This is a genomic window from Mesonia hippocampi (assembly GCF_014197445.1).
Taxonomy (GTDB): Bacteria; Bacteroidota; Bacteroidia; order Flavobacteriales; family Flavobacteriaceae; genus Mesonia; species Mesonia hippocampi.
Map to the genome: position 1 here is coordinate 78,480 of NZ_JACIFO010000004.1, position 25,013 is coordinate 103,492.

A 25,013-nucleotide genomic window follows, 5' to 3' on the forward strand; every position below is an offset into this window, starting at 1 on the left:
ATCTATCTTATTTTGTTTCTTCAACAGAGACTAAGTGTTTTACTTTATTGATCATCCCAAGGATATTTGGGGTGTCTTGGTGCTCTTTAGTCTGTCCTATTTTTTTAAGACCTAAAGCTTCTAAAGTAAGCTTTTGGTTTTTAGGACGATTAATAGCACTTTTTACTTTCGTTACTTTTATAGTTGCCATTATTCCTGTGATTATCCGTTAAACAATTTATCTAATGAAATTCCACGTTGTTTAGCAACAGTCTCTGCACTTCTTAATTGCAATAATGCATCGAAAGTAGCTTTTACTACGTTATGTGGGTTTGAAGATCCTTGGTTTTTAGATAATACATCATGTACACCAGCAGCTTCAAGGACGTGACGGATGGTACCACCAGCAATTACCCCTGTACCTTCTGTTGCAGGCATTAATAATACTCTAGCTCCTCCGTATTTCCCTCTTTGTTCGTGTGGTAAAGTTCCTTTAAATAAAGGTACTCTCACTAAGTTTTTCTTAGCATCCTCTACTGCCTTCGAAATTGCTTCTGCAACTTCTTTAGACTTCCCTAAACCGTGACCTACTACTCCGTTTTCATCACCTACAACAACAATAGCAGAAAAACCAAAAGCTCTTCCTCCTTTTGTTACCTTGGTAACACGTTGTACTCCAACTAAACGGTCTTTTAAATCTAAACCACTAGGTTTTACGCGCTCTACGTTTTTATAATCTTGATACATATCTTATTTAGAATTTAAGGCCTCCTTCGCGAGCACCGTCTGCTAATGATTTTACTCTACCGTGATATAAATATCCGCCACGATCAAAACTTACAGTTTCTACTCCTGCTGCTTTTGCTTTTTCGGCAATTACTTTACCTACTTTAGCTGCAACTTCAGATTTAGAACCTGCATTATCTATTTCTTTATCGCGAGAAGATGCTGCTGCAATAGTTACACCTTCTACATCGTTAATTAGCTGAGCATAAATTTCTTTATTACTTCTAAATACAGCAAGCCTTGGCTTGTTTGCAGTCCCCGTTAAATTTTTACGGATTCTTTTTCGTATTTTAAGTCTTCTATTTGTTTTTGAAAACGCCATAATTACTTTTTATTAAGCTGATTTACCTGCTTTTCTTCTAATGTGTTCACCTACAAATTTGATACCTTTTCCTTTGTAAGGTTCTGGTTTACGGTAAGCACGAATTTTAGCAGCTACTTGACCAACTAGTTGTTTATCGTGAGAGGTTAACTTGATGATTGGGTTTTTACCCTTTTCTGAAACAGTTTCTACTTTGATTTCAGGGGCTAACTCGAGAACGATATTATGCGAAAAACCAACAGCTATATCTAATTTCTGACCCTGATGAGAAGCTCTGTAACCTACTCCTACTAACTCTAATTCTTTAGTAAATCCTTTAGAAACTCCTTCGATCATGTTATTGATAAGAGCACGGTATAAACCATGTTTAGCTCTTAAATCTTTTTTATCTGAAGAACGCTCTAAAACAATCTGACCATCTTCTTGCTTTATTTCTATATCGCTATACTCTTGAGTAAGCTCTCCTAATTTTCCTTTTACCGTAACAACTCCCTCTTTAACGTCTATTGTAACGCCTTCTGGAACTGTTATTGGGTTTTTTCCTATTCTTGACATTTTTCTGGAATTTTAGTATTAGTAAACGTAACAAAGTACTTCTCCTCCAACATTCTCTTTACGTGCTTGCTTATCTGTCATTACACCGTGAGATGTAGAAACAATAGCAATACCTAATCCGTTAAGGATTCTTGGCACATCTTTCGCTCCTGCATATTTACGTAAACCTGGTTTACTTATACGCTGAATTGCTTTTATTACAGGTTCTTTAGTAATACTATCGTATTTAAGAGCAATTTTGATATTTTCTCTATGCCCTTCTGCCATAAATTTATAGCTTAGGATATAACCTTGATCAAATAGTATTTTAGTAATTTGTTTTTTTAGATTAGATGCAGGAATTTCTACAACGCGGTGCCCAGCAGCCACTGCGTTTCTAATTCTTGTTAAATAATCTGCGATAGGATCTGTATTCATATATACTTATTTGCGAATGTGGTTTTTGGTAAACCCCAAACCTTCATTCAATTAAAAAAATTTCTACCAGCTTGCTTTCTTAACCCCTGGAATTAGGCCTTGGTTTGCCATTTCACGGAAAGTTACACGCGAAATACCAAATTGTCTCATGTAACCTTTAGGTCTTCCTGTTAGTTTACAACGGTTGTGTAAACGAACAGGAGAAGCGTTTTTAGGAAGTTTTTGTAATGCTTCGTAATCACCAGCTTCTTTTAAAGCTTTGCGTTTTTCCGCATATCTGTCTACTAACTTTTCGCGCTTTACCTCACGGGCTTTCATCGATTCTTTAGCCATATTATTTCTTTTTAAACGGTATTCCTAACTCGGTTAATAATGATTTTGCTTCTTTGTCGGTTGGAGCTGTAGTTACAAAAGTAATATCCATCCCGTCAATTTTATTCACTTTATCGATATTGATTTCAGGGAAAATAATTTGCTCGGTAATCCCAAGGTTATAGTTTCCTCTTCCGTCAAAACCTGTAGCTTTTACTCCATCAAAATCTCTTACTCGAGGTAATGCTGCCGTAATTAAACGATCTAAAAATTCATACATTTGCTCACCACGTAAAGTTACTTTTACCCCAATTGGCATTCCTTTACGTAATTTAAATGTTGCAACATCTTTCTTAGATATGGTTGCCACCGCTTTCTGACCAGTAATCATGGTAAGTTCATCTACTGCATGATCGATTAGCTTTTTATCTGCTACTGCAGCTCCTACTCCTCTACTAAGTACAATCTTAGTAAGTTTAGGTACCTGCATAACATTTTGATAGCTAAATTCTTTGGTAAGCGCCGGTATTATGCGCTCTTTATACTCTTGTTTAAGTCTTGGTAGGTAACTCATACTAAATTACTTCATTAGATTTTTTAGAAAATCTCACTTTTTTATCTCCTTCCATACGGTACCCTACTCGAGTTTCTTTACCATCTTTAGTTAATAAAGAAAGGTTTGAGATATGGATTGGAGCTTCTTTTTCTTTGATTCCTCCTTGCGGATTTGACGCCGATGGTTTCTCATGTTTAGAAACCATATTGATGCCTTCCACAATGGCTCTGTTTTTATCGATTAATACTTTTTGTACTTTTCCTTCTTGCCCTTTGTATTCTCCGGCAATTACACGTACAGTATCTCCTGATTTAATTTTAAGCTTTGCCATTTTTTGTGTATTAAAGCACTTCTGGTGCCAATGATACAATCTTCATAAATTGCTTATCACGAAGTTCTCTTGCTACTGGACCAAACACACGAGTTCCGCGCATTTCCCCAGCTGGATTCAAAAGAACACATGCATTATCGTCAAAACGGATATAAGATCCATCTGCTCTACGCACTTCTTTTTTGGTACGAACAACAACTGCTGTAGAAACAGCTCCTTTTTTTATGTTTCCATTAGGAGTTGCTTCTTTTACACTTACAACAATTTTGTCTCCAATAGAAGCGTATCTCTTTTTAGTACCGCCAAGCACGCGTATGGTTAACACTTCTTTTGCTCCGGTATTATCTGCTACTTTTAGTCTAGACTCTTGTTGTACCATAATTATTTCGCTCTTTCAATTATTTCTACTACTCTCCAACATTTGGTTTTACTAAGTGGACGTGTCTCCATGATACGTACAGTATCCCCTTCGTTGCAGTCATTTTTCTCGTCGTGTGCTACGTATTTTTTCGTTTTCAAAACGAATTTTCCATACATAGGGTGTTTCATTTTTTTCGTTTCAGAAACAACAATAGATTTCTCCATTTTGTTACTTGTAACTACACCTATACGTTCTTTTCTTAAATTTCTTTTTTCCATCTTACTCAGCAGAATTATCTGATTGTCGTTTGGTTAACTCTGTTGCTAATCGTGCAATCGATCTACGCACAGTTCTAATTTGTGCAGGGTTATCTAAAGGAGTAATTGCATGTGCCATTTTTAAATCGGTATACGCTTGTTTTTGGCTTGCAAATTCTTCTTGCAATTCAGCTACAGATAATTTTTGTACCTCTGATTGTTTCATAATACTCTAATTATTCTTGATAATCTCTTGCTACAACAAATTTGGTTTTTACCGGTAATTTTTGTGCAGCTAATCGTAACGCTTCTTTTGCTATTGCCATAGGAACGCCTCCTACTTCAAAAAGCATTCTTCCTGGCTTCACTACTGCTGCCCAATACTCAACATTACCTTTTCCTTTACCCATACGTACCTCAAGAGGTTTTTTGGTAATTGGCTTATCTGGAAAAATTTGTATCCAGATAGAACCTTCTCTTTTCATATAACGAGTTGCTGCAATACGAGCAGCCTCGATTTGGCGTGCAGTAACAAAGTTAGCATCTAAAGATTTTATCCCGAAAGTACCATTAGAAAGTCTATGTCCTCTTCCGGCATTTCCTTTCATTCGGCCTTTTTGTTGTTTGCGGTATTTTGTTCTTTTAGGTTGTAACATTTTCTAAATTTTAAAAAATTACTTTCTACGACGTGATTTGTTACCACCTCGACCTGACTTTCCTCCTTGTTTTTTAGAAAGCCCTACTAATGGAGATAATTCTCTTTTTCCGAAAACTTCTCCTTTCATTACCCATACTTTAACCCCTAATCTTCCGTAGGTAGTATGCGCTTCCACTAAAGCATAATCTATGTCTGCTCTAAATGTAGATAAAGGTATTCTTCCTTCTTTATACGCTTCAGAACGCGCCATTTCAGCTCCATTTAAACGACCTGAAATTTGCACTTTAATTCCTTCTGCGTTCATACGCATAGCAGCAGCAATAGCCATTTTGATTGCTCGTCTGTATGAAATTCTATTTTCAATTTGACGTGCAATGCTTGCTGCGATTAAATGAGCATCAAGCTCAGGTCTTTTAATCTCAAAGATATTTACCTGAACTTCTTTACCGGTAATCTTTTTAAGTTCTTCTTTAAGCTTGTCTACCTCCTGACCGCCTTTCCCGATAATAATACCCGGACGAGCAGTAGTGATAGTAACGGTTACAAGTTTTAAAGTTCGCTCTATGATTACACGAGATACACTAGCTTTAGAAAGACGAGCATGGATGTATTTTCTTATCTTATCATCTTCGGCTAATTTATCTCCGTAGTCATCTCCTCCATACCAATTAGATTCCCATCCTCTAATGATACCAAGTCTATTTCCTATTGGATTTGTTTTTTGTCCCATACTACTTCTTAGCTTTGTGTATTATTTTTAGATCCTAACACTAATGTTACATGGTTAGATCTTTTTCTAATTCTATGTGCTCTCCCTTGTGGAGCTGGACGTAATCTTTTTAGCATACTACCTCCATCAACACGAATTTCTTTTACATACAATTCAGCATCTTCTATATCTGCATCTTCATTCTTTTGCTGCCAGTTAGCAATAGCTGACAATAAAAGTTTTTCTACACGCCCAGAAGCCTCTTTCGTACTAAATCTCAATATTTGAAGTGCTTTTTCCACATCCTCTCCACGCACTAAATCTGCAACTAAACGCATTTTTCGTGGTGAAGTTGGGCAGTTATTTAATTTCGCAAAAGCGACTTGCTTCTTAGCCTCTTTTATTTGCTCTGCTCTTTGTCTTTTTCGAACTCCCATAACTTCAATTATTTTTTACCTTTATTTTTCGCACCAGCATGCCCTCTAAAAGAACGTGTAGGTGAAAATTCTCCTAATTTATGACCCACCATATTTTCAGTAACATATACTGGCACAAACTGTCTACCATTATGCACTCCTATAGTTTGCCCTACAAAATCAGGAGTAATCATAGAAGCTCTAGACCAAGTCTTGATAACAGTTTTCTTACCAGACTCTACATTTTGAGCTACTTTTTTCTCTAATTTATAATGAACGTAAGGTCCTTTTTTTAATGATCTTGCCATGTCTTCTTATTATTTCTTTCTACGCTCTATAATATACTTATTACTCGATTTAGTTTTAGAACGCGTTCTAAAACCTTTAGCAGGAAGACCTTTACGCGATCTTGGATGACCTCCAGAAGCACGACCTTCACCACCACCCATTGGGTGATCTACCGGGTTCATTACAACTGGTCTTGTTCTTGGTCTTCTTCCTAACCAACGACTTCTACCCGCTTTACCAGACACTAACAACTGATGGTCACTGTTAGACACAGCACCTACAGTAGCTAAACACTCTGCTAAAACCATTCTAGTTTCACCAGAAGGCAATTTAATCGTTGCATACTTCCCTTCTCTTGCCATAAGTTGAGCAAACGCACCAGCACTACGAGCCATAACAGCTCCCTGACCAGGTCTTAACTCTATACAAGAAATAACTGTACCAAACGGTATTTTAGACAATGGCATTGCATTCCCTATCTCAGTAGGAACATCTTCTTTTCCAGATACTACATTCTGCCCAACTTTAAGTCCGTTTTGAGCAACAATGTATCGCTTTTCTCCATCTTGATAATGCAGCAAAGCGATAAACGCAGTTCTGTTTGGATCGTACTGAATTGACGCAACCGTTGCAGGAACTCCCTGCTTATCTCTTTTAAAATCGATAATACGGTAACGCTGTTTATGACCACCACCTATGTAGCGCATAGTCATTTTACCTTGATTGTTTCGACCTCCTGTTCTTTTTTTCGGAGCTAATAAGCTTTTCTCCGGCTTATCAGTAGTGATAGCGTCGAACCCATTCACTACTCTAAAACGCTGACCAGGAGTAATTGGTTTTAATTTTCTAACCGACATTCTTTTTCGTCTTAAAGATTAGCATATAAATCTATTGTCTCTCCGTCCGCTATCTGTACAATTGCTTTTTTATAAGCATTTGTTTTACCAGTCACAACTCCCGTTTTAGTATAACGAGTTTTATAATCAGGACGAACATTCATCGTACGAACTTTTTCAACCGAAACGCCATAAGCAGATTCTACTGCATTTTTTATTTCAATCTTGTTCGCCTTATTATTCACAATAAACGAAAAGCGGTTATTCAACTCCGCATCGCTTGTTGCTTTTTCTGTAATAATAGGTTTTATTAAGATACTCATAACGTTTACTATTTACTCAAGTTAGTCTCTATTCCTTCTATAGCACCTTCTAAAAGTACAATCTTATTCGCATTAAGTATTTTGTAAGTACTTAATTCTGAATTAGTTACAACTTCCGAAGCGCTTAAATTACGTGATGACAAATATACATTTTTATTTGATTCACCCAATACTATCAGTGATTTTTTACCTTCTAAGCCTAAATTTCTTAAAATCGCTATAAAATCTTTAGTTTTTGGAGCTTCTAATTGAAAATCCTCAACTACTAAAATTTCATTATTTTTCACCTTTTGGCTTAAAGCAGATTTACGTGCTAAACGCTTAAGGTTTTTATTAAGCTTAAACCTGTAATCTCTTGGGCGAGGCCCAAAAATACGTCCACCTCCTACAAAAACTGGAGATTTTATACTTCCTGCTCGCGCAGTACCTGTACCTTTTTGTTTCTTAATTTTACGTGTACTTCCCGTAATTTCCGCACGCTCTTTAGTTTTGTGCGTACCTTGGCGTTGATTTGCCAAATACTGCTTAACATCCAAATAAACAGCATGGTTGTTAGGCTCTATTCCAAAAACAGCTTCTGAAAGGCTCACCTCTCTACCTGTTTCTTTCCCTTTAATATCTACTACTGCTATTTTCATTACTTCTGAATAGTTACATAAGCGTTTTTGTGACCTGGCACACAACCTTTCACAACTAGCAGATTTTTATCCTCCACTACTTTCAACACTTTTAGGTTTTGAACTTTAACTTTTTCTCCTCCCATTCTTCCTGCCATACGCATACCTTTAAATACACGCGCAGGATACGAGGCAGCACCTATAGAACCTGGAGCTCTAAGCATACTTTGCTGACCGTGAGTTCTTGAAGAACCTCTAAAGCCATGACGTTTCACAACCCCTTGGAATCCTTTACCTTTAGATGTTCCTGAAACGTCCACAAAGTCACCTTCTGCAAAATGACTTACTGTAATTTCATCTCCTAGTTTATACTCTTCTTCAAATCCTTGAAACTCAATAACACGACGCTTCGCAGCAGTACCAGCTTTTTTAAAGTGACCTTTTTCAGCCTTAGTACTACTCTTCTCTGTCTTGTCATCGAAACCAAGTTGAAGTGCTTCATACCCGTCAACCTCTTTAGTTCTGACTTGGGTGACTACGCATGGCCCAGCTTGAATAACGGTACAAGGGATGTTTTTCCCGTTCTCGTCAAAAATGCTGGTCATTCCGATTTTTTTTCCTATTAACCCAGACATAATAATTAATAATTAATTTAAAATTTATTTTAAAAAACTCTAAAGGGCCAGAAAAACGCTTTTCTAACCCTTTAGAATACATTTTTCTTCCGTTTTTCCTTCGCACGCAGCTCAGGACATGTTACCTATTCTTATTCAGAATGAGGCTTTTACGTGTTTTTACCAAAAACGTTCGGCAAAGTTACACTTTTATTTCCACTTCTACACCACTTGGAAGCTCAAGTTTCATTAAAGCATCGATAGTTTTTGATGATGAACTATAGATATCTAATAAACGCTTATATGAACTTAACTGAAATTGCTCACGTGATTTTTTGTTAACGTGTGGCGATCTTAGTACCGTAAATATTTTTTTGTGTGTTGGCAAAGGGATTGGCCCTGTTACAACAGCTCCTGTGGTTTTTACAGTCTTTACAATCTTCTCTGCAGATTTATCTACTAAGTTATGATCGTAAGATTTTAATTTTATTCTAATTTTTTGACTCATCTCTTCTTAATATTAATCGTTAGATCCTTTTGCTTCACTAATCACCTCCTCTGCGATATTCGAAGGAGTCTCTGCATAGTGAGAAAATTCCATTGTAGAAGTTGCTCTACCTGAAGTTAATGTACGTAACGCTGTTACATAACCAAACATTTCAGATAACGGCACATTAGCTTTTACTACCTTAGAACCTGCACGGTCACTCATGTTATTAACCTGACCACGACGACGGTTTAAGTCTCCCACTACATCTCCCATGTTCTCTTCTGGCGTAAGCACCTCTAGTTTCATAATTGGCTCCATGATTACAGCTTTTGCTGCTTTTGCTGCCGCTTTAAAACCTAATTTAGCTGCCAACTCGAACGATAGTTGATCTGAATCCACATCATGATAAGAACCATCTTTTAAAGTGACTTTCATAGCATCTACTTCGTACCCAGCTAAAGGTCCGTTTTTCATCGCTTCTTTGAATCCTTTCTCTACAGAAGGAACAAATTCTTTAGGAATGTTACCACCTTTAATTTCTGAAACAAATTCTAATCCTGATTTACCTTCTTCTGCTGGCTCTAATGTAAATACTATATCTGCGAATTTACCACGACCACCAGATTGCTTTTTGTAAACCTCTCTATGATCTGCAGGACGTGTAACAGCTTCTTTATACTCTACACGTGGTTTCCCTTGATTCACTTCTACTTTAAACTCACGTTTAAGACGATCTACAATAATATCTAAGTGAAGCTCACCCATACCAGAGATTATCGTTTGTCCTGATGCTTCATCTGTTTTTGCTGTAAATGTAGGATCTTCTTCTGCTAATTTAGCTAAAGCCATTCCTAATTTATCAACGTCTGCCTTAGTTTTTGGCTCAACAGCAATACCGATTACTGGATCTGGGAATTCCATAGATTCTAAAACAATCGGTGCTTTTTCATCAGAAAGCGTATCTCCTGTTTTAATATCTTTAAATCCTACTGCAGCCCCAATATCTCCTGCTTCAATATACTCAATTGCATTTTGCTTGTTTGAGTGCATCTGGTAGATACGAGAAATACGTTCTTTTTTTCCTGAACGGTTGTTCAATACGTACGAACCTGCATCTAAACGCCCAGAATAAGCACGGAAAAACGCTAAACGACCTACGAAAGGATCGGTAGCAATTTTAAATGCTAATGCTGAAAACGGCTCAGAAACGTCTGGTTTACGAGAAATTTCTTCTCCTGTATCTGGGCTAGTTCCTACAATCGCCTCCTTATCTACCGGAGAAGGCAAATAACGACAAACTGCGTCTAACAAGAACTGAACTCCTTTATTTTTAAATGAAGAACCACATACCATTGGTATAATAGCTCTATCCATAACTGCAGCTCTAAGTGCAGCGTGCATTTCTTCTTCTGTAATAGAGTCTTCATCTTCAAAGAATTTTTCCATTAAATTCTCATCGTATTCTGCGATTTCCTCTACTAATTTAGCTCTGTACTCACGCACTTCTTCCTTCATTTCTTCAGGAATATCAACTACGTCAAATGTAGAACCGTAGTTATCATCATGCCATACAACAGCTCTGTTTTTTACTAAATCTACTATTCCTTTAAAATCAGCTTCTTCACCAATTGGTAAAACGATAGGCACTGCGTTAGAACCTAACATTTCTTTTACCTGATTGTTTACCATTAAGAAGTTAGACCCTTGACGGTCCATCTTGTTAACGAAACCAATTCTCGGAACACCATAATTATCCGCTAACCTCCAGTTAGTTTCAGACTGAGGCTCAACCCCATCAACTGCACTAAACAAGAACACTAACCCATCTAATACACGTAAAGAACGGTTAACTTCCACTGTAAAGTCAACGTGTCCTGGAGTATCGATAATATTAAAATGATAATCTTTAGAATCTGGTAATGGTTTCCCATTTTCCATAGGGAATTTCCAAGTACAAGAGGTTGCTGCCGATTGGATAGTAATACCTCTTTCTGCTTCTTGCTCCATCCAGTCCATCGTAGATGAACCTTCGTGAGTTTCTCCCATTTTGTGGTTCACTCCTGTATAGAACAAGATACGTTCAGTTGTAGTAGTTTTTCCAGCATCGATATGCGCTGCAATCCCTATGTTTCTTGTAAATTTTAAATCTCTTTGTGCCATGTTGTTATATTAGAATCTAAAGTGTGAGAATGCTTTATTTGCTTCTGCCATTTTATGCGTATCAACGCGCTTCTTAACCGCAGCACCTTCTTCTTTTGCAGCAGCCATTATTTCTGCAGCAAGCTTAGCAGCCATCGATTTTTCATTACGCTTTCTTGAGAAAGATATCAACCACTTCATCGCAGTAGAAACTTTACGATCTGGTCTAATTTGCATCGGGATTTGGAATGTTGCCCCACCTACTCGTCTACTTCTCACTTCAACGTGCGGCATTACGTTTGACAACGCATCCTTCCAAACTTCTAAAGCCGTTTTTTCTTCGTCTTGATTTTTTTCTTCTACAATTGCAATTGCATCGTAAAAGATTTTAAAAGCCACTGATTTTTTACCGTCCCACATCATCATGTTAACAAAACGCGTCACTAACTGATCGTTAAATTTTGGATCTGGTAAAATTGGCCTCTTTTTTGCCTGTCTTTTTCTCATGTCTTCTTTTTAAACGTTTAAGTTTTACTTTTTAGGGCGTTTTGCTCCGTATTTAGATCTACGTTGTGTTCTTCCTTCCACACCAGCGGTATCTAAAGCTCCGCGTACAATGTGATAACGAACTCCAGGGAGATCTTTTACCCTTCCACCTCTAACTAATACTATCGAGTGCTCCTGTAGATTGTGACCTTCACCTGGGATGTAAGCATTCACTTCCTTCCCGTTTGTTAACCTAACCCTTGCTACTTTACGCATTGCCGAGTTTGGTTTTTTAGGTGTAGTAGTATACACACGTGTACACACTCCTCTTCTTTGAGGACACGAATCTAAAGCAGCCGATTTACTCTTCTTAGTTATTTTGGCTCTTCCTTTTCGTACTAATTGTGAAATTGTTGGCATAATTTCTTTTACACTGTTATTAATATTAAAAATAAAAATCCCGCTTTTTCGGGTTTGCAAATGTAAAGGTTTTCTGCAAAAATTCAAACGATAATGAATTAATTTTCAATAAGGTTATAAAATTTTACGTTTACTTAAACTGAATTCTGTAATTTTACGCATCAATATTTAGTATGATTTTCCCTTCCTATTTTAAGATATCACTACTCTTTTTCCTTTGTTATATTTCTGGAAACAGCCAAGAAATTAACATAGAGCTTATGGGCAATTCTGACACTGAAACAAAATTACTTCAGCAGCATTTAAATTCGAATTCTTTTAAAAATTTTAAAATTTTAGAAGAAAAACTTCTACAAACGCAAAATCAATTAATTCAACAAGGATATATAAATATTGAACGAAGTGGTTTTATTAAAAAAAACGACTCGACCTATACTGAGAAATGGAAACTTAACACTCCTATTAAAAACGCCCGCATAAAACACAACAATCTATTACATCAAGAACTCCTAAAAGAGCTAAACCATAAACACGACACCTTATATATATACACCAACTTTGAAGGCATTGAAAAATTGCTAAAAAAAATAAATGCATTCTATACAGAGAAAGGTTATGTTTTCCAAGAGGTAGGTTTATCTGAGATTAACATAAAACAAGATTTGCTAGAAGCTCAACTAAAAATAAAACAACAGCAGCAACGAAAAGTGACTACTATAGAGCTTAAAGGATACGAAAGCTTCCCTAAAGCTTTTCTAAAATATAAATATAAAATTAAACCCGGTATTGTCTTTAATAAAGAACAAATCGCCAAACAGACCGAAAAAATAAACAGTCTAGGTTTTGCCTCGCAAATAAAACCTCCAGAAGTTCTATTTACAAAGGACTCTACTACCTTATACCTTTATTTAAAAAAGAAAAATGCGAATACTTTTGACGGTTTTATTGGTTTTACCAATTCTGAAGGTGATTTTCAATTAACAGGAAACGCCAACTTATTATTAAAAAATAATTTCAACGCAGGTGAAGAGCTCAATATACACTACCTTAATGATGGTAAATCACAAACACAATTCTCTGCCTCTGCAAAAATTCCATTTTTATTTAACAGCCCTATAGGGATTGCCGCAAACCTTAACATTACAAAACAGGATAGTAGTTTTACCAACAACACTCAAGAAATAAAATTATCTTACCAAATAACTCCCTCTATACAAACCAGTATTGGCTATCGTGCAATTAGCTCGAATAATCTTACAGAAAGTATCCTTATTCAAAATCAAGAAGATTTCAGCAAAACATTTGCCACCTTAAATTTAAACTACACACCAGCAAGTGCTACATCACTAATTAAAGAACATAGCTATATAGAAGCATCTATAGGAGCTGGCAACAGCAGAACTAACAATAGTAAAAACAGACAAGTTTTTATCGAAGCGGCTGCCGCTCACAGTTTCATATTAAATTCCCGAAACAGCATTCATCTACAAAACAACACCGCATACTTAGATAGCAAAAACTACCTTACAAATGAACTCTACCGATTTGGCGGCACAAATTCCCTACGTGGTTTTACAGAAAACCAACTATATGCTTCTTTCTACACAAGCTTACAAACCGAATATCGCTATTTATTAAATCCTAATATTTATATACATTCTATTATCGACTTCGCAAACTTTAGCAATGCAAGCGATAAAAAATTTAACAGAAATTATTATAGCCTAGGATTTGGACTAGGATTAAGGAATAAACAAAGTTTATTAAAATTAAGTTTCGCCAACGGAATGCATGAAAATCAACCCTTTAACCTACAAAATACCATTGTTCACATAAGTTTAATAATAAATTTTTAAGATTAAGATAACCCTAAATAAGCCTTGTTTATTTTACCAACTTAGTGGTTTTAAGAGTAAATAGTTGCGAAACCCATTTTTTTTTTCGAGTTTTGAAATTGGCTAATTCAAATAAATTATACAATGAGAACAAAATTTAGTGGAATTTTGACGCTACTCTTAGCGTTTGTTGTGCAAATCGGTTTTGCTCAACAAAAAACAATTTCCGGTACGGTTACCGATGATTCGGGACTGCCGCTACCAGGAGTAAATGTTTTAATTAAGAATACCTCTTCGGGAACACAAACTGATTTTGACGGAAATTACTCCATCAGTGCGAATCAAGGAGATGTATTAGAATTTTCTTATGTTGGTTTCACCTCACAAGAAATAAAAGTTGGAGCTTCTAACAACATAAGCGTAAGCTTAAAAGCAGGAGAAGCACTTAAAGAAGTGATTGTTGTAGCTTATGGAGCTCAAGAAGAAAGGGCTTTAGTTGGCTCTGTAGTATCTTTAGACAACGAAGTGCTTGAAAAACAACAGCTAACCTCTGTAACTAGTGCAATACAAGGTAATGTACCGGGTGTAAATCTTATTACTTCTGGAGGTCAACCAGGTACAAATCCTACAATAAGAATTAGAGGAGTTGGCTCTATTAATGCTAGTGCAGACCCTCTTATCATTGTTGACGGATCTCCTTTTAACGGTAATATAAATGCCATTAGCCCTGACCAAGTAGAGTCGATGAACGTATTAAAAGATGCGGCATCTACAGCTCTATATGGATCAAGAGGAGCAAACGGTGTTATCGTTATTACAACAAAAAAAGGAAGCTTTGATGCCCCTACAACATTAACCTTAAGCGCCGTAACTGGATTCTCTGATCCTGCTGTTAAATTGCACAATGTATTAGGCGCTGAAGATTATATGAAATATTATTGGGAAGCAAAAAGAAACGCCATAATGGATAATGGTGCAGATATGGCTACTGCTGGACAAAACGCTTCTAACCTCATAATCTCAGAATTAGGGTACAACCCTTATAATGTTGCTACACCTATTGATGCCAATGGTAATTTAGTACCTGGTGCAAAATTACTATGGGATACAAATTGGGAAAATGAATTATTAAGAAAAGCAGCACTTAGAAAAGAATACGGGATGACTCTTTCTGGAGGTAGCGAAAAATCAAGATATTTCTTATCTGCCAATTATCTAGACCAAGAAGGATCTGTAAAAGAATCTGGTTTTGAAAGAATCACCACCAGATTAAATTTAGAATCTAAAGTTACCGACTGGTTAGAAATAGGTTTAAACTCATCTATGAGCTTATCTGAGCAAAAGTTCCCTACACAATCAGGAAACGCTTACCAAAGTAGTATTCAATGGATTTATAATGTTGCATCTATATACCCATTATACGAAAGAGATGCAAATGGAGGCATAGTAAGAGATAACTTAGGGAATCCTGTTTATGATTATGGAAGTAGCAGGCCTGTCTTTTCTAACGAAAATGCAGTTGGATCTCTATACAACTATTCTACAAAATACAAAAGAAGTAACTTTAATATAAACGGATTTGCTAAAGTAAACATTACAGATTACTTATCGTTTAAAACAAACCTATCATACGAAAATTATCTTTATGATCATTTTGACTATGCCAATAGCGAAGTTGGGTACGCTTCTAATGTTAACGGTCGTATCACACAAGATAGAAACATAACTACAACAACCAACTTTATAAATAGCTTAAACTTCAAAAAAACATTTGGAGACCATACAATTGGCGCTGACGCTATCTTTGAAGCTTATGAAAAAGAGTATGACCGTTTCGGTGCTCAAGGAGAAGGTTTCTTACCAGATTACCGCTTCTTAGTAGGAAGAACATCTCCAACAGATGCTATCGGATATGTTAACAAAGAAAGACTTGTAGGTTATTTAGGAAGACTTACCTATAGCTATAAAGATAAATACTATGTTGAAGGTTCTTACCGTAGAGATGGTTCTACCAAATTTGCTAAAGAATCTAGATGGGGAGACTTCTTTTCTGTAGGAGGAGGTTGGATAATATCCGAAGAGAACTTCTTAAAAAACAATTCTACAATAAACTTCTTAAAGCTTAGAGCTTCATACGGAGAGCTTGGTAACAACAACATATTAGACAGCAATCTTAATGAATTATACTTCCCTTACTTACAAGCTTATGAAGTAGGATATCCTAACGGGTCTAATATTGGTGTATATTTAGGCGGAGCTGCAAACCCTAGACTATCATGGGAAAAAACAGCCCTAACAAGTGCCGCACTAGAGTTTGGATTATTTGATAACAGAATAGATGGTACTATCGAATACTATAACAAAAAATCTATAGACCTTATATACAATCAACCAACCGCACCATCAACTGGTTATGAAGAAATCACAACAAACGTTGGATCATTACGAAACTATGGATGGGAATTTAGTGTAAATACATTAAATATAGATAGTGAAAACTTTAAATGGAGAACTGGTTTAAACTTTTCTTTAGATAATAATGAAATCACTGAGTTAACACAGCAATCGTTTATAAATGGCACTAAACGTTGGGAAGAAGGAAAATCTCTTTATGATTTCTATATGCAAGAATGGGCAGGTGTAAACCCTGACAATGGAAATGCACAATGGAACCAATATTATCACGATGCCAATAATAACGGACAAGTAGATGTTGGAGAAGGAATATTTGATTTAGAGGAATGGAAGTACAACAACCCTACATTAGCAAATCAGGTTAGTCAGACTACGACAGAAAACTATGAAGATGCTACAAAAAAATATGTTGATGGTTCATCTCTTCCAGACATCATAGGAGGTTTCTCTACTAGTTTTGAATATAAAAATTTCGATCTTAGTGCTTTATTCAACTTTAGCTTTGGAGCAAAAGTATACGACAACTCATATGCTAGCTTAATGTCTGGTTTACAAAGAGCAGGTTTCCAAGGTTCAACAGACTTAGAAAACAGATGGCAACAACCAGGAGACATTACTAACGTCCCTAGGTTACTAGCTGCTCAAAACCAGTCTAACTCGAGATCTACTAGATTCTTATACGACAATGACTATATCCGTCTAAAAGCCTTAACACTAGGATACAACCTTCCTATTGACGCAATAGAAGATATAGGACTAAGTAAAGTTAGAGTTTACTTAAGAGGAGATAACTTATGGACATACCAAACACATGATGGAATAGATCCAGAACAAAGCATCTCTGGAGTTACCGATAGTAGATCTTCTATCTTAAGAACTATTTCTTTCGGAATAAATATCCAACTTTAAAAAAAAATAACATGAAAAATTACATATATAAAATTGCAATTGCAGCAACACTTGGCTTAAGTTTTGTCGCATGTTCAGATGATTTTTTAGATGACCCAAAACCTTCAGATGTTGTTTCTGAAGATGTTGTCTTTGCAACCCGAGGAGGAGCAGAAACCTTTATGTCTGGTATTATCCGTAATACAAGAGGTCAATACGTTGCAAATGCTCATGATGCGGGAGGATTAAATTCTATCTATTATGCTCGAACTGTAAAAGGAAATGATATTATACAAGCGCCAACTTGGTTTCTTTCCGATTATGCACATGAAAACAGAGAGGCTAACTACAGAAGAACTTCTTTTACCTGGAGGTTTTCGTATGAAATAATCAACCAGCTTAATGTGTTTATCGAAGGAGTAGAAAACTCTCAACTAAGTGAAGAAGACAAGAATAACCTAAAAGGACAAGGTTTAGCAATGAGAGCTTTCTATTATTTCCAGCTTGCCTTAGAATTCCAACACACGTATACTTACGACTCTTCTTTACCTACACTTCCTATCTATAAAAAGACTAATGAAGATGCGAAAGATTTATCTACAATGCAGGAAGTTTATGATTTTATCATAGATGACCTCACAACAGCTATTCCTTTATTAGACGAAAGCAGATTAGATAAATCTTACATAAATGTAAACGTAGCAAACGCTATACTTGCTAGAGTTTACCAAACAACTCATAATTGGCAAGGCGTAGAAGCTGCAGCAAATGCTGCTTATGGTGGCTCTCCTAGCGCGGTTCTAGCTCCTAGCACCTATGCCTCAGGCTTTAATGACATGAGTAACACAGAATGGATATGGGGTCTTGCTCAATATTCAGACCAGTCTAATTATTACTACGGAGCTCCCGCAGCTCAAGCCGATCATCAAAACCCTTCTTATAATGGCACCTATATTAACGCTAACTTTGTGAATAAATTTAGCAACTCTGATGTACGTAAATTATTTGCCACAAAAGGAACTGCTGGTACTTGGCAAGAATTTGTTACAACAAAGTTCACATTTACTTTCGATGCAGATGTTGCCTTAATAAGAACCCCTGAAATGATCTTAGCAGAAGCAGAAGCGATAAACAGACAAGGAGGAAGAGACACCGAAGCTCAAAATTTACTTTTTGCCGTTCAATCAAGTAGAGATCCAAATGCTGTAGCATCAGGAAATACAGGAGATGCTCTATTAGACGAAATCCTTCTAGAAAGACGTAAAGAACTATATGGAGAAATGGGTGTAGAGTGGTTTGATGCAAAACGCTACAGAAAAGGTATAACTCGTGATAGCAACCACCGAGTTGTAGTAGATTTAACTCCAGATGACGTTAAGTTTATTTTAAAAATACCTCAAGTTGAAATTGATTCAAACGATAATTTTGACGCAAGTGTTAATGCAAATAAATAATCTCACATTCATTAAGTTCTAAACAAAACCACCCTAATTGGGTGGTTTTTTTATACCTTTACCCCATGGAAAACAAACAAATCACTTACGGTATTCACGCCACCCTTGAAGCGTTGAAATCTGAACAAGAAATCGATAAAATTTTTATTCAGAAAGAACTAAAAAGTCAGCCGATAAAAGACATAGAACACTTGGCAAAAAAAGCTAATATTCCGGTATCCTATGTTCCTATTCAAAAACTAAACAGGCTAACAAAAGAAAATCACCAAGGAGTTGTTGCCAATATTTCGCCAATAAAATTTATAAGCATCGAAACACTTTTAGAAACCAGTTTTCAAAACAAAGAAAACCCTGTTTTTATTGTTTTAGATGAATTGACCGATGTTAGAAATGTAGGAGCCATAATCCGTACTGCCGAATGTACAGGCGTAAGCGGAATAATAATTCCTAAACAAGGTGGAGCAGCTATAAATGCGCAAACCATAAAAACTTCTGCCGGAGCCATCTTTAACATGCCTGTATGTAAAGTAGACCATATAAAAGATGCGCTGTTTTACTTACAATCATACCAAGTAGAAACCCTTGCTGCCACCGAAAAAACAGAAAATACCGTTTATGATATAGACCTAAAAAAACCCTTGGCTATTATTATGGGAAGCGAAGGCAAAGGAGTCTCTAAAACCATATTAAGTATGGCAAACCATAAGGCTAAACTCCCTATGCTCGGAGAGATCTCTTCCTTAAATGTATCTGTTGCTTGTGGTGTTTTTCTATATGAAATTGTTCGCCAACGACTTTAATCTGAATGTTTATCACCTTTAGTTTTTTGCCGTAAGCAATACACAATTCTTGGAGGAGAAACTTTAGTATCATCCATAGTAGTAATATCGGTTGTAGTTTCTTCGCCTTGAGGATAAAGCTCTGAAGACGGAATAAAGTTTCCGTCTTTATCAAAATGACGCATAAACTCATCCTCTTCATCATTAAAATTTGCTTCCTCCCAAGTATATTTTTTCTGGGGCAACTGGTATTTCTTATACAGTAATGCCAACAACACACCTGCTATAAAGCCTCCCAAATGTCCTTCCCAAGAAATCCCTTCTCGTCCAGGTAAAATTCCCCAAACAAAACTCCCATAAAAGAAAACAACAACCAAGCTTAAAGCCATTAACCGGTAATGCTTAGACCATATTCCTTTAAAAAATAAAAAACTAGCCAACCCATAAACTATTCCACTAGCGCCTATGTGCGTACTATAACTTTCGCCAATAAACCATATAAAAGCACCCGAAAACAACCAACTTCCTATTAAAACAGCGGCGGCCAATTTCCTGTAAAAGTAAAACAGACTGAAACTAAGTAAAAAAATAGGAATTGTATTACTATACAAATGCTCTATACTACCATGAATAAACGGTGAAAAAACAATACCCCTCAAGCCTGTTATACTACGCGGCTGTACCCCATAAGGATTTAGAAACAATCCAAAACGTATTTCTGCCCAATAAACCAACCAAATTACTAAAACAGCAAGTAAAGGTATCCCTATGGTTTTTATATCTATTTTAAAAAATAAATCTTTTTTCGATTTCATATACATTAAGTATACAAAAAGATAGCCAAAAATAATAACCACGAAATAATGGCAGTTATTATTTCCTATATTAGGAATTAAAGTAATGCTTATAATTACTCCTATTTACTATTTTATAGAAATAGAATTATCTTTACAAAAAAATAAACATGCAACAACCTTTAGCAGAAAGGCTACGTCCAAAATCGTTAGGTGATTATGTCAGCCAAGCACATCTAATAGGAAAAAATGGAGCTTTACGCCAACAAATAGAACGCGGGGTAATCCCTTCACTAATTCTTTGGGGGCCTCCAGGTGTTGGCAAAACTACACTGGCTACTATTATCGCAAATACTACCGATAGGCCTTTTTTTACCTTAAGTGCAATTAATAGCGGTGTAAAAGATGTTAGGGAGGTAATCGAGAAGGCAAAGAAGCAAGACGGTTTATTTACGGTTAAAAATCCTATTTTATTTATTGATGAGATACATAGGTTTTCAAAATCTCAGCAAGACTCGCTGCTTGGAGCTGTAGAGAAAGGTTGGGTTACCTTAATTGGTGCCACTACAGAGAATCCTAGTTTTGAAGTTATTCCGGCATTATTATCACGATGTCAAGTGTACACACTTAACGAATTTAGTAAAAATGATTTATTAGATTTATTAGAAAGAGCCATAGCTAAAGATGAGTTTTTACAGAAAAAACGTATCACGCTTAAAGAAACAGATGCCTTATTAAGGCTTAGTGGCGGAGATGCTCGAAAACTTTTAAATATTTTTGAATTACTTGTAAATGCTGTTAATACCAACACTGTTGTTATTACCAATAAATTAGTAACTGAAAAAGTACAACAAAACACCGTACGTTATGACAAAACTGGCGAACAACACTATGACATCATTTCTGCTTTTATAAAATCTATCCGCGGAAGCGACCCCAATGCAGCTGTATATTGGCTTGCCCGAATGATAGAAGGCGGAGAAGATATTAAGTTTATTGCCCGAAGAATGATTATTTCTGCAAGTGAAGATATAGGTCTTGCAAATCCTACCGCACTCATTATGGCAAATAACACATTTCAAGCGGTTACCACGATTGGCTACCCCGAAGCAAGAATTATTTTAAGCCAATGTGCTATTTATTTAGCTACTTCTCCAAAAAGTAATGCAGCTTATATGGCTATTAATCATGCGCAACAACTGGTAAAACAAACAGGTGATTTATCTGTGCCTATTGCGTTAAGAAATGCCCCCACAAAGCTTATGAAAGATTTAGGTTACGGTAACGAGTATAAATACGCTCACGATTTCCCTAATAATTTCGTACAGCAAAATTACCTACCCTCAGAAATAGAAAATACGAAACTCTATATTCCTGGAAACAATAAAAAAGAGCATTTATATTTACAAGATTTACAAAAAAAATGGAAAGGAAAATACAATTATTAATCTGCCATTAACCCATAAATAATATGTTGTAACTTCCCTATAGCAGTATCAAAATAAGTGACTTTTAAATTATTATTGGTGGTTATTTTTAATGTCCCATTTATGCTTTCTGAATTGTATAAAAAATCACCATCGGTAGGGCTAATAAAAGCGTAACGTTTTTGATTTTCGCCTTCTTCGAGTATAAAACCTGCTTCTATCTTCCTTAAGGTATAGGTTTGGTTATTATATCGATACTTCCGCCCTGCCAACGCTTCTAATGTTTTAGATTTTACAGGTAATTGCGCTGCTTCACTATTTTTATGGTCATTTTTTTCCACAACAGCAACCGAAGTGTTTATTTGCAAACCATTGCTTCCATTATACTCGTAAGCTGTATTCTCTAAATCTGCAAAAGCTTTACGCAAGGCTTCTTGATAAGCCTCTTTGTAATCTTTTTCTCTGCTAGAACCAAAACCTGTTTCGTAAACAACTTCTTCATGGCAATTTTTTAAGACAAGTTTTACTTTTGTTACAAAAGAGAACATGGTAACTTCTGTTCCTTCCAAACTTGCATACAACGCGCTACACGGATTAAGACGAATTTCAGGAACTTCTCCCTTACGCACTTCTACATCCATATAAGTAGTAAAACCTTTTTGGCTAAGTAAATGCTTGGTTAATGAATTTAATAAGTACTGATTTTTTTCTGAAAGCAGTTTAAACTCTATCGGTACTACAACATTTTTATAATTATTCAGCATGTCTTTTGCTGCAGATTCACCTTGCGAAAAACCAGAAAAACTTATCGTAAATACACTTATTGCTACTAGTAAATGTGTTATCTGTTTCATTATAAAATATGTTTTAGTTCGCTTAATTTAGCTATTTGCTTTCCGTTATAGTTATGTTTTTCTCCTCGTGTATTAAAATAAACGCTTTGCATTCCAAATTGCTTAGCGCCAAGAATATCTGCCTCTAAATTATCACCAATCATAAGGGCGTTTTTATTTTCTGCAGCTGCCTTATGCAAGGCCTTTTCAAAAATTAAAGGATGTGGTTTTTTAACTCCCGCTTCTTCTGAGGTGGTAATACTTAAAAAATAATCTTTAATACCCGATTTTTTTAATTTTACATGTTGCACCTCGCTAAATCCATTCGTAATAATGTGCAATTTATAATTTTTCTTGAGGTACTCCAAACATTCTTCTACCCCTTCTAACAAGTAATTATTTTGAGGAAGATGCTGAATATAGGCATCGGCAAGGGTTGTTACCAATGCAATGTTATAAGTAATATTTAACTGCTCGAATGTATCTACCAGCCTGCCTGTACGCAAGGCATCTTTTGGTATTTTGTCTTCTCGGTACAACTTCCAATAATTATCATTTATTGGATTGTAAACTTTTAAAAAAGCAGCCATATCTATAGATAAGCCTGCTTGTTGAAATATATACTGAAAACTTAATGCAGAATTTTTTTCGAAATCCCAAAGTGTATGGTCTAAATCAAAGAAAATATGCTCTATGTTGTTATTGATTAAGTGCATGGATAAGTGATAAATATTTTTGTCGGTTTTCGGCGTGTTCAAAATCCTTGTTAGCAAATACCAACCCAAAGTTACCGCCATTTTTTTTCATCTGTTCCTTTATGTTCATTAAAGTTTTCTTCACCTCAAAAAAAGTTAAGTTTTCAAAACTCATACTACTAAATAACATCGGAAAAATACGCAATGGCGATATGCTTTCCATACTGATGTCGTAAAAGAAAAACGGAAAGGATGTACCTGCTCTAAAACCTATATGTTCTGGATAAAACATCGAGTAATCTTGCGTCAATTCTAATTTTTCGCAATTGTTGTAATAGTTAGGTAAGTTAAGTCCGTAATTAATTATTAACAAACGTTGCAAAGGCCTATTAACGATATGTTCCCAACGTTGTTTTTCTTTTTTAAGAACAGTAATATCTCCTAATGCTTCGTATCCTGGGAGCAGCCCTAAAACACCATAATCTCCTAAAGATTTTATCAGGGTTCGGTAATTTATTTTATGATAGCTAATATTTTTATTGTAGATAGAATAATCGCTAAGTTGAAACATATAGTTCCAAGCTATTTTTTCCTTTTTAGAAAACTGCACAAACTCCTTATAAATATCGTAAGGATCATCTTTAATAAAGCTTATTACTTGCAAACGCTCTAAAACCTGATAAAACTGAAGTTTAACAATATCTCTAAAGCCAGCCCCTACATTTCTAACAATTCCTTTTTTCTTGTATTTATAGGCTTCGTGAACGGTTAAAATATTTATGTTTTTAAGTTGGGGTTCTGGAAATTTTTTATTTGGATATTTTTGCTGGAGAATTTTTTTAAATTTATTTGCCCATATATCGATAACTGGCTGCCGCAAAAATTTATGTTTATACGCTAAGCTCTCCTCTACAGGAAACCTCCCTACGCTATCTTTAACGTGTGGTGTATATTCTTCATAACGGCTTAACAGGTAAAAGCTAGCCGAAAATATATCGAAGGGCAAATCACTATCTTCAGATGTTTTATAGAAGCATTTTGTTTCTTCCCACGGAAAAACAAAAACATCAATAGGGTTAATGCCGTGTTCCCACAAAAGTCCTCCTTGCTGAATAAATAATTGCTTGCCCAAACGTTTTTTACCATAAGAAAGTTTCATGCCTTGAAAGGCTATAAACTCTTCTATCACTGATGTAAAAGCTATCTCTAACCCTAAAATAGTTGTACAAATATGCTTAAAAGCATAAGTAACCCGAAGGTTTTGCACATCGGTATAAACAAGCAGTTGGGTATTGGTATTGGTTTTCATTCTAAAAGTCCTTCATCTGCAAAACTAAGATACGTGTTTTGTGTTACAATAAGATGATCTAACAATTTTATATCTAAACTTTTTCCTGCTAGTTTTAATTTTTTGGTAATTTCTATATCGCTTCGGCTAGGCGTTAATTTTCCCGACGGATGATTATGTGCTGCTATAATGGCCGTAGCGCCTAGGCTTAAGGCTTGTTTAAATATCAACCTTACATCTACAAGTGTTCCTGTAATACCACCTTTGCTTAGCTGATGCCGTTGTAATACTTTATTGGCATTATTTAGGTAAAGAATCCAAAATTCTTCATGAGGTAAATCTTCCAAGATAGGTTTTAAAATTTCAAAAGCAGTTGAGCTAGAGGTAATTTTAGGTTGCGTTAAGGCTTCTTCTAACCTTCTACGCCGCCCTATCTCTAAAGCAGCTATAATACTTATGGCTTTTGCTTCTCCTATCCCAACGTAAGTTATGAGCTCTTTTACGGTGAGTTTTCCTAACTGATTAAATTTGTTGGAGGCATCTGCCAAAATACGCTTGGATAATTCTACTGCACTTTCTGTTTTATTTCCAGAACCAATAAGTATAGCTATAAGTTCGGCATCACTCAAGCTTTCTTTACCTTTTAGCAAGAGTTTTTCTCGTGGACGATCATCTACTGCCCATTTTTTTATTGAAAACGATGGGGTTTTTGCCATAACTTTAGCCTCTTTAT

The 25,013-nt window shown here is 35.8% G+C and carries 33 protein-coding genes; 5 read left to right on the top strand and 28 right to left on the bottom strand.

Features of this window, described 5'->3' with window-relative positions:
* Window positions 1–7 precede the first annotated feature (7 nt).
* The 23 genes from rpmD to rpsL all read right to left on the bottom strand — a co-directional run bounded on the left by rpmD (window position 8) and on the right by rpsL (window position 11,872).
* Window positions 8–190 carry a 50S ribosomal protein L30 gene (gene rpmD / locus GGR32_RS05790; protein ID WP_183477248.1) on the bottom strand — a complete coding sequence of 61 codons (183 nt, stop codon included), beginning with the start codon at window positions 188–190 and terminating at the stop codon, window positions 8–10.
* An 11-nt stretch (window positions 191–201) separates the two neighbouring features.
* The gene (gene rpsE, locus GGR32_RS05795) at window positions 202–726 is read right to left on the bottom strand and encodes a 30S ribosomal protein S5 (RefSeq protein WP_183477249.1); all 525 of its coding nucleotides are present in this window, start codon (window positions 724–726) and stop codon (window positions 202–204) included.
* A gap of 7 nt (window positions 727–733) precedes the next feature.
* On the bottom strand, window positions 734–1,087 hold the full coding sequence (gene rplR / locus GGR32_RS05800) for a 50S ribosomal protein L18 (RefSeq protein ID WP_183477250.1): 354 nt from the start codon (window positions 1,085–1,087) through the stop codon (window positions 734–736).
* Window positions 1,088–1,099: 12 nt separating this feature from the next.
* Window positions 1,100–1,642 carry a 50S ribosomal protein L6 gene (rplF, locus tag GGR32_RS05805; RefSeq protein ID WP_183477251.1) on the bottom strand — a complete coding sequence of 181 codons (543 nt, stop codon included), beginning with the start codon at window positions 1,640–1,642 and terminating at the stop codon, window positions 1,100–1,102.
* 18 nt (window positions 1,643–1,660) lie between these two features.
* Window positions 1,661–2,059 (bottom strand): 30S ribosomal protein S8, encoded by a 399-nt coding sequence (gene rpsH / locus GGR32_RS05810; protein ID WP_183477252.1) that lies wholly within the window; start codon window positions 2,057–2,059, stop codon window positions 1,661–1,663.
* 63 nt (window positions 2,060–2,122) lie between these two features.
* The gene (gene rpsN / locus GGR32_RS05815; protein WP_183477253.1) at window positions 2,123–2,392 is read right to left on the bottom strand and encodes a 30S ribosomal protein S14; all 270 of its coding nucleotides are present in this window, start codon (window positions 2,390–2,392) and stop codon (window positions 2,123–2,125) included.
* A 1-nt stretch (window position 2,393) separates the two neighbouring features.
* Complete coding sequence (gene rplE, locus GGR32_RS05820; protein ID WP_183477254.1) at window positions 2,394–2,945, bottom strand: 50S ribosomal protein L5; 552 nt, start codon at window positions 2,943–2,945, stop codon at window positions 2,394–2,396.
* Window position 2,946: 1 nt separating this feature from the next.
* Window positions 2,947–3,258: a 50S ribosomal protein L24 gene (gene rplX, locus GGR32_RS05825; RefSeq protein ID WP_183477255.1), complete on the bottom strand. Its 312-nt coding sequence runs from the start codon at window positions 3,256–3,258 to the stop codon at window positions 2,947–2,949.
* Window positions 3,259–3,268: 10 nt separating this feature from the next.
* Window positions 3,269–3,637, bottom strand: coding sequence for a 50S ribosomal protein L14 (gene rplN, locus GGR32_RS05830; RefSeq protein ID WP_183477256.1), 369 nt, complete (start codon window positions 3,635–3,637; stop codon window positions 3,269–3,271).
* Window positions 3,638–3,639: 2 nt separating this feature from the next.
* On the bottom strand, window positions 3,640–3,897 hold the full coding sequence (gene rpsQ, locus GGR32_RS05835; protein ID WP_183477257.1) for a 30S ribosomal protein S17: 258 nt from the start codon (window positions 3,895–3,897) through the stop codon (window positions 3,640–3,642).
* Window position 3,898: 1 nt separating this feature from the next.
* A complete protein-coding gene (gene rpmC / locus GGR32_RS05840; protein ID WP_183477258.1) occupies window positions 3,899–4,102 on the bottom strand; it encodes a 50S ribosomal protein L29 in 204 nt (67 codons plus the stop codon).
* Between the two features lie 10 nt (window positions 4,103–4,112).
* Window positions 4,113–4,532, bottom strand: coding sequence for a 50S ribosomal protein L16 (gene rplP, locus GGR32_RS05845; RefSeq protein WP_183477259.1), 420 nt, complete (start codon window positions 4,530–4,532; stop codon window positions 4,113–4,115).
* Window positions 4,533–4,550: 18 nt separating this feature from the next.
* Window positions 4,551–5,264, bottom strand: coding sequence for a 30S ribosomal protein S3 (gene rpsC, locus GGR32_RS05850; RefSeq protein WP_183477260.1), 714 nt, complete (start codon window positions 5,262–5,264; stop codon window positions 4,551–4,553).
* 8 nt (window positions 5,265–5,272) lie between these two features.
* Window positions 5,273–5,680, bottom strand: a complete 408-nt coding sequence (rplV, locus tag GGR32_RS05855) for a 50S ribosomal protein L22 (protein ID WP_183477261.1) — start codon at window positions 5,678–5,680, stop codon at window positions 5,273–5,275.
* 8 nt (window positions 5,681–5,688) lie between these two features.
* Window positions 5,689–5,967: a 30S ribosomal protein S19 gene (gene rpsS, locus GGR32_RS05860; protein WP_183477262.1), complete on the bottom strand. Its 279-nt coding sequence runs from the start codon at window positions 5,965–5,967 to the stop codon at window positions 5,689–5,691.
* Between the two features lie 9 nt (window positions 5,968–5,976).
* On the bottom strand, window positions 5,977–6,804 hold the full coding sequence (gene rplB, locus GGR32_RS05865) for a 50S ribosomal protein L2 (RefSeq protein WP_183477263.1): 828 nt from the start codon (window positions 6,802–6,804) through the stop codon (window positions 5,977–5,979).
* 11 nt (window positions 6,805–6,815) lie between these two features.
* Entirely contained in the window at window positions 6,816–7,106 is a 291-nt protein-coding gene (rplW, locus tag GGR32_RS05870) for a 50S ribosomal protein L23 (RefSeq protein WP_183477264.1), read from the bottom strand.
* A gap of 8 nt (window positions 7,107–7,114) precedes the next feature.
* Window positions 7,115–7,744: a 50S ribosomal protein L4 gene (gene rplD / locus GGR32_RS05875; RefSeq protein WP_183477265.1), complete on the bottom strand. Its 630-nt coding sequence runs from the start codon at window positions 7,742–7,744 to the stop codon at window positions 7,115–7,117.
* Window positions 7,744–8,358 (bottom strand): 50S ribosomal protein L3, encoded by a 615-nt coding sequence (gene rplC / locus GGR32_RS05880; protein WP_183477266.1) that lies wholly within the window; start codon window positions 8,356–8,358, stop codon window positions 7,744–7,746. Before rplC ends, rplD begins: the two co-directional genes overlap by 1 nt.
* A gap of 181 nt (window positions 8,359–8,539) precedes the next feature.
* Entirely contained in the window at window positions 8,540–8,845 is a 306-nt protein-coding gene (rpsJ, locus tag GGR32_RS05885) for a 30S ribosomal protein S10 (protein ID WP_007094989.1), read from the bottom strand.
* A 12-nt stretch (window positions 8,846–8,857) separates the two neighbouring features.
* The gene (fusA, locus tag GGR32_RS05890) at window positions 8,858–10,987 is read right to left on the bottom strand and encodes an elongation factor G (RefSeq protein ID WP_183477267.1); all 2,130 of its coding nucleotides are present in this window, start codon (window positions 10,985–10,987) and stop codon (window positions 8,858–8,860) included.
* A 9-nt stretch (window positions 10,988–10,996) separates the two neighbouring features.
* Window positions 10,997–11,473 (bottom strand): 30S ribosomal protein S7, encoded by a 477-nt coding sequence (gene rpsG, locus GGR32_RS05895; RefSeq protein ID WP_183477268.1) that lies wholly within the window; start codon window positions 11,471–11,473, stop codon window positions 10,997–10,999.
* 24 nt (window positions 11,474–11,497) lie between these two features.
* Window positions 11,498–11,872 (bottom strand): 30S ribosomal protein S12, encoded by a 375-nt coding sequence (rpsL, locus tag GGR32_RS05900; protein WP_010230128.1) that lies wholly within the window; start codon window positions 11,870–11,872, stop codon window positions 11,498–11,500.
* 260 nt (window positions 11,873–12,132) lie between these two features.
* On the opposite strand from rpsL, the gene GGR32_RS05905 reads away from it, so the two are divergent.
* The 4 genes from GGR32_RS05905 (at window position 12,133) to rlmB (ending at window position 19,264) form a co-directional block, all read left to right on the top strand.
* Window positions 12,133–13,728: a BamA/TamA family outer membrane protein gene (locus GGR32_RS05905; RefSeq protein ID WP_183477269.1), complete on the top strand. Its 1,596-nt coding sequence runs from the start codon at window positions 12,133–12,135 to the stop codon at window positions 13,726–13,728.
* A 123-nt stretch (window positions 13,729–13,851) separates the two neighbouring features.
* Entirely contained in the window at window positions 13,852–17,031 is a 3,180-nt protein-coding gene (locus tag GGR32_RS05910; protein WP_183477270.1) for a SusC/RagA family TonB-linked outer membrane protein, read from the top strand.
* Between the two features lie 11 nt (window positions 17,032–17,042).
* Window positions 17,043–18,464 (top strand): RagB/SusD family nutrient uptake outer membrane protein, encoded by a 1,422-nt coding sequence (locus GGR32_RS05915; protein ID WP_183477271.1) that lies wholly within the window; start codon window positions 17,043–17,045, stop codon window positions 18,462–18,464.
* Between the two features lie 65 nt (window positions 18,465–18,529).
* A complete protein-coding gene (gene rlmB / locus GGR32_RS05920) occupies window positions 18,530–19,264 on the top strand; it encodes a 23S rRNA (guanosine(2251)-2'-O)-methyltransferase RlmB (RefSeq protein WP_183477272.1) in 735 nt (244 codons plus the stop codon).
* Here rlmB and GGR32_RS05925 read toward each other — a convergent pair.
* On the bottom strand, window positions 19,261–20,058 hold the full coding sequence (locus tag GGR32_RS05925; RefSeq protein ID WP_183477273.1) for a rhomboid family intramembrane serine protease: 798 nt from the start codon (window positions 20,056–20,058) through the stop codon (window positions 19,261–19,263). The two genes, rlmB and GGR32_RS05925, sit on opposite strands and share 4 nt — an antisense overlap.
* Before the next feature lie 149 nt (window positions 20,059–20,207).
* Between GGR32_RS05925 and GGR32_RS05930 the strand changes: the two genes are divergently transcribed.
* On the top strand, window positions 20,208–21,485 hold the full coding sequence (locus GGR32_RS05930; RefSeq protein WP_183477274.1) for a replication-associated recombination protein A: 1,278 nt from the start codon (window positions 20,208–20,210) through the stop codon (window positions 21,483–21,485).
* Here the strand turns inward: GGR32_RS05930 and GGR32_RS05935 are convergent.
* From GGR32_RS05935 to radC, 4 genes are read right to left on the bottom strand one after another with little or no spacing between them, the layout of a single operon-like run.
* On the bottom strand, window positions 21,482–22,318 hold the full coding sequence (locus tag GGR32_RS05935; RefSeq protein WP_183477275.1) for a hypothetical protein: 837 nt from the start codon (window positions 22,316–22,318) through the stop codon (window positions 21,482–21,484). The two genes, GGR32_RS05930 and GGR32_RS05935, sit on opposite strands and share 4 nt — an antisense overlap.
* Entirely contained in the window at window positions 22,318–23,013 is a 696-nt protein-coding gene (locus tag GGR32_RS05940) for a YjjG family noncanonical pyrimidine nucleotidase (protein WP_183477276.1), read from the bottom strand. Before GGR32_RS05940 ends, GGR32_RS05935 begins: the two co-directional genes overlap by 1 nt.
* Window positions 22,997–24,301: a DUF7033 domain-containing protein gene (locus GGR32_RS05945; RefSeq protein ID WP_183477277.1), complete on the bottom strand. Its 1,305-nt coding sequence runs from the start codon at window positions 24,299–24,301 to the stop codon at window positions 22,997–22,999. Before GGR32_RS05945 ends, GGR32_RS05940 begins: the two co-directional genes overlap by 17 nt.
* Window positions 24,298–24,996 carry a RadC family protein gene (radC, locus tag GGR32_RS05950; protein ID WP_183477278.1) on the bottom strand — a complete coding sequence of 233 codons (699 nt, stop codon included), beginning with the start codon at window positions 24,994–24,996 and terminating at the stop codon, window positions 24,298–24,300. Before radC ends, GGR32_RS05945 begins: the two co-directional genes overlap by 4 nt.
* Window positions 24,997–25,013 lie beyond the last annotated feature (17 nt).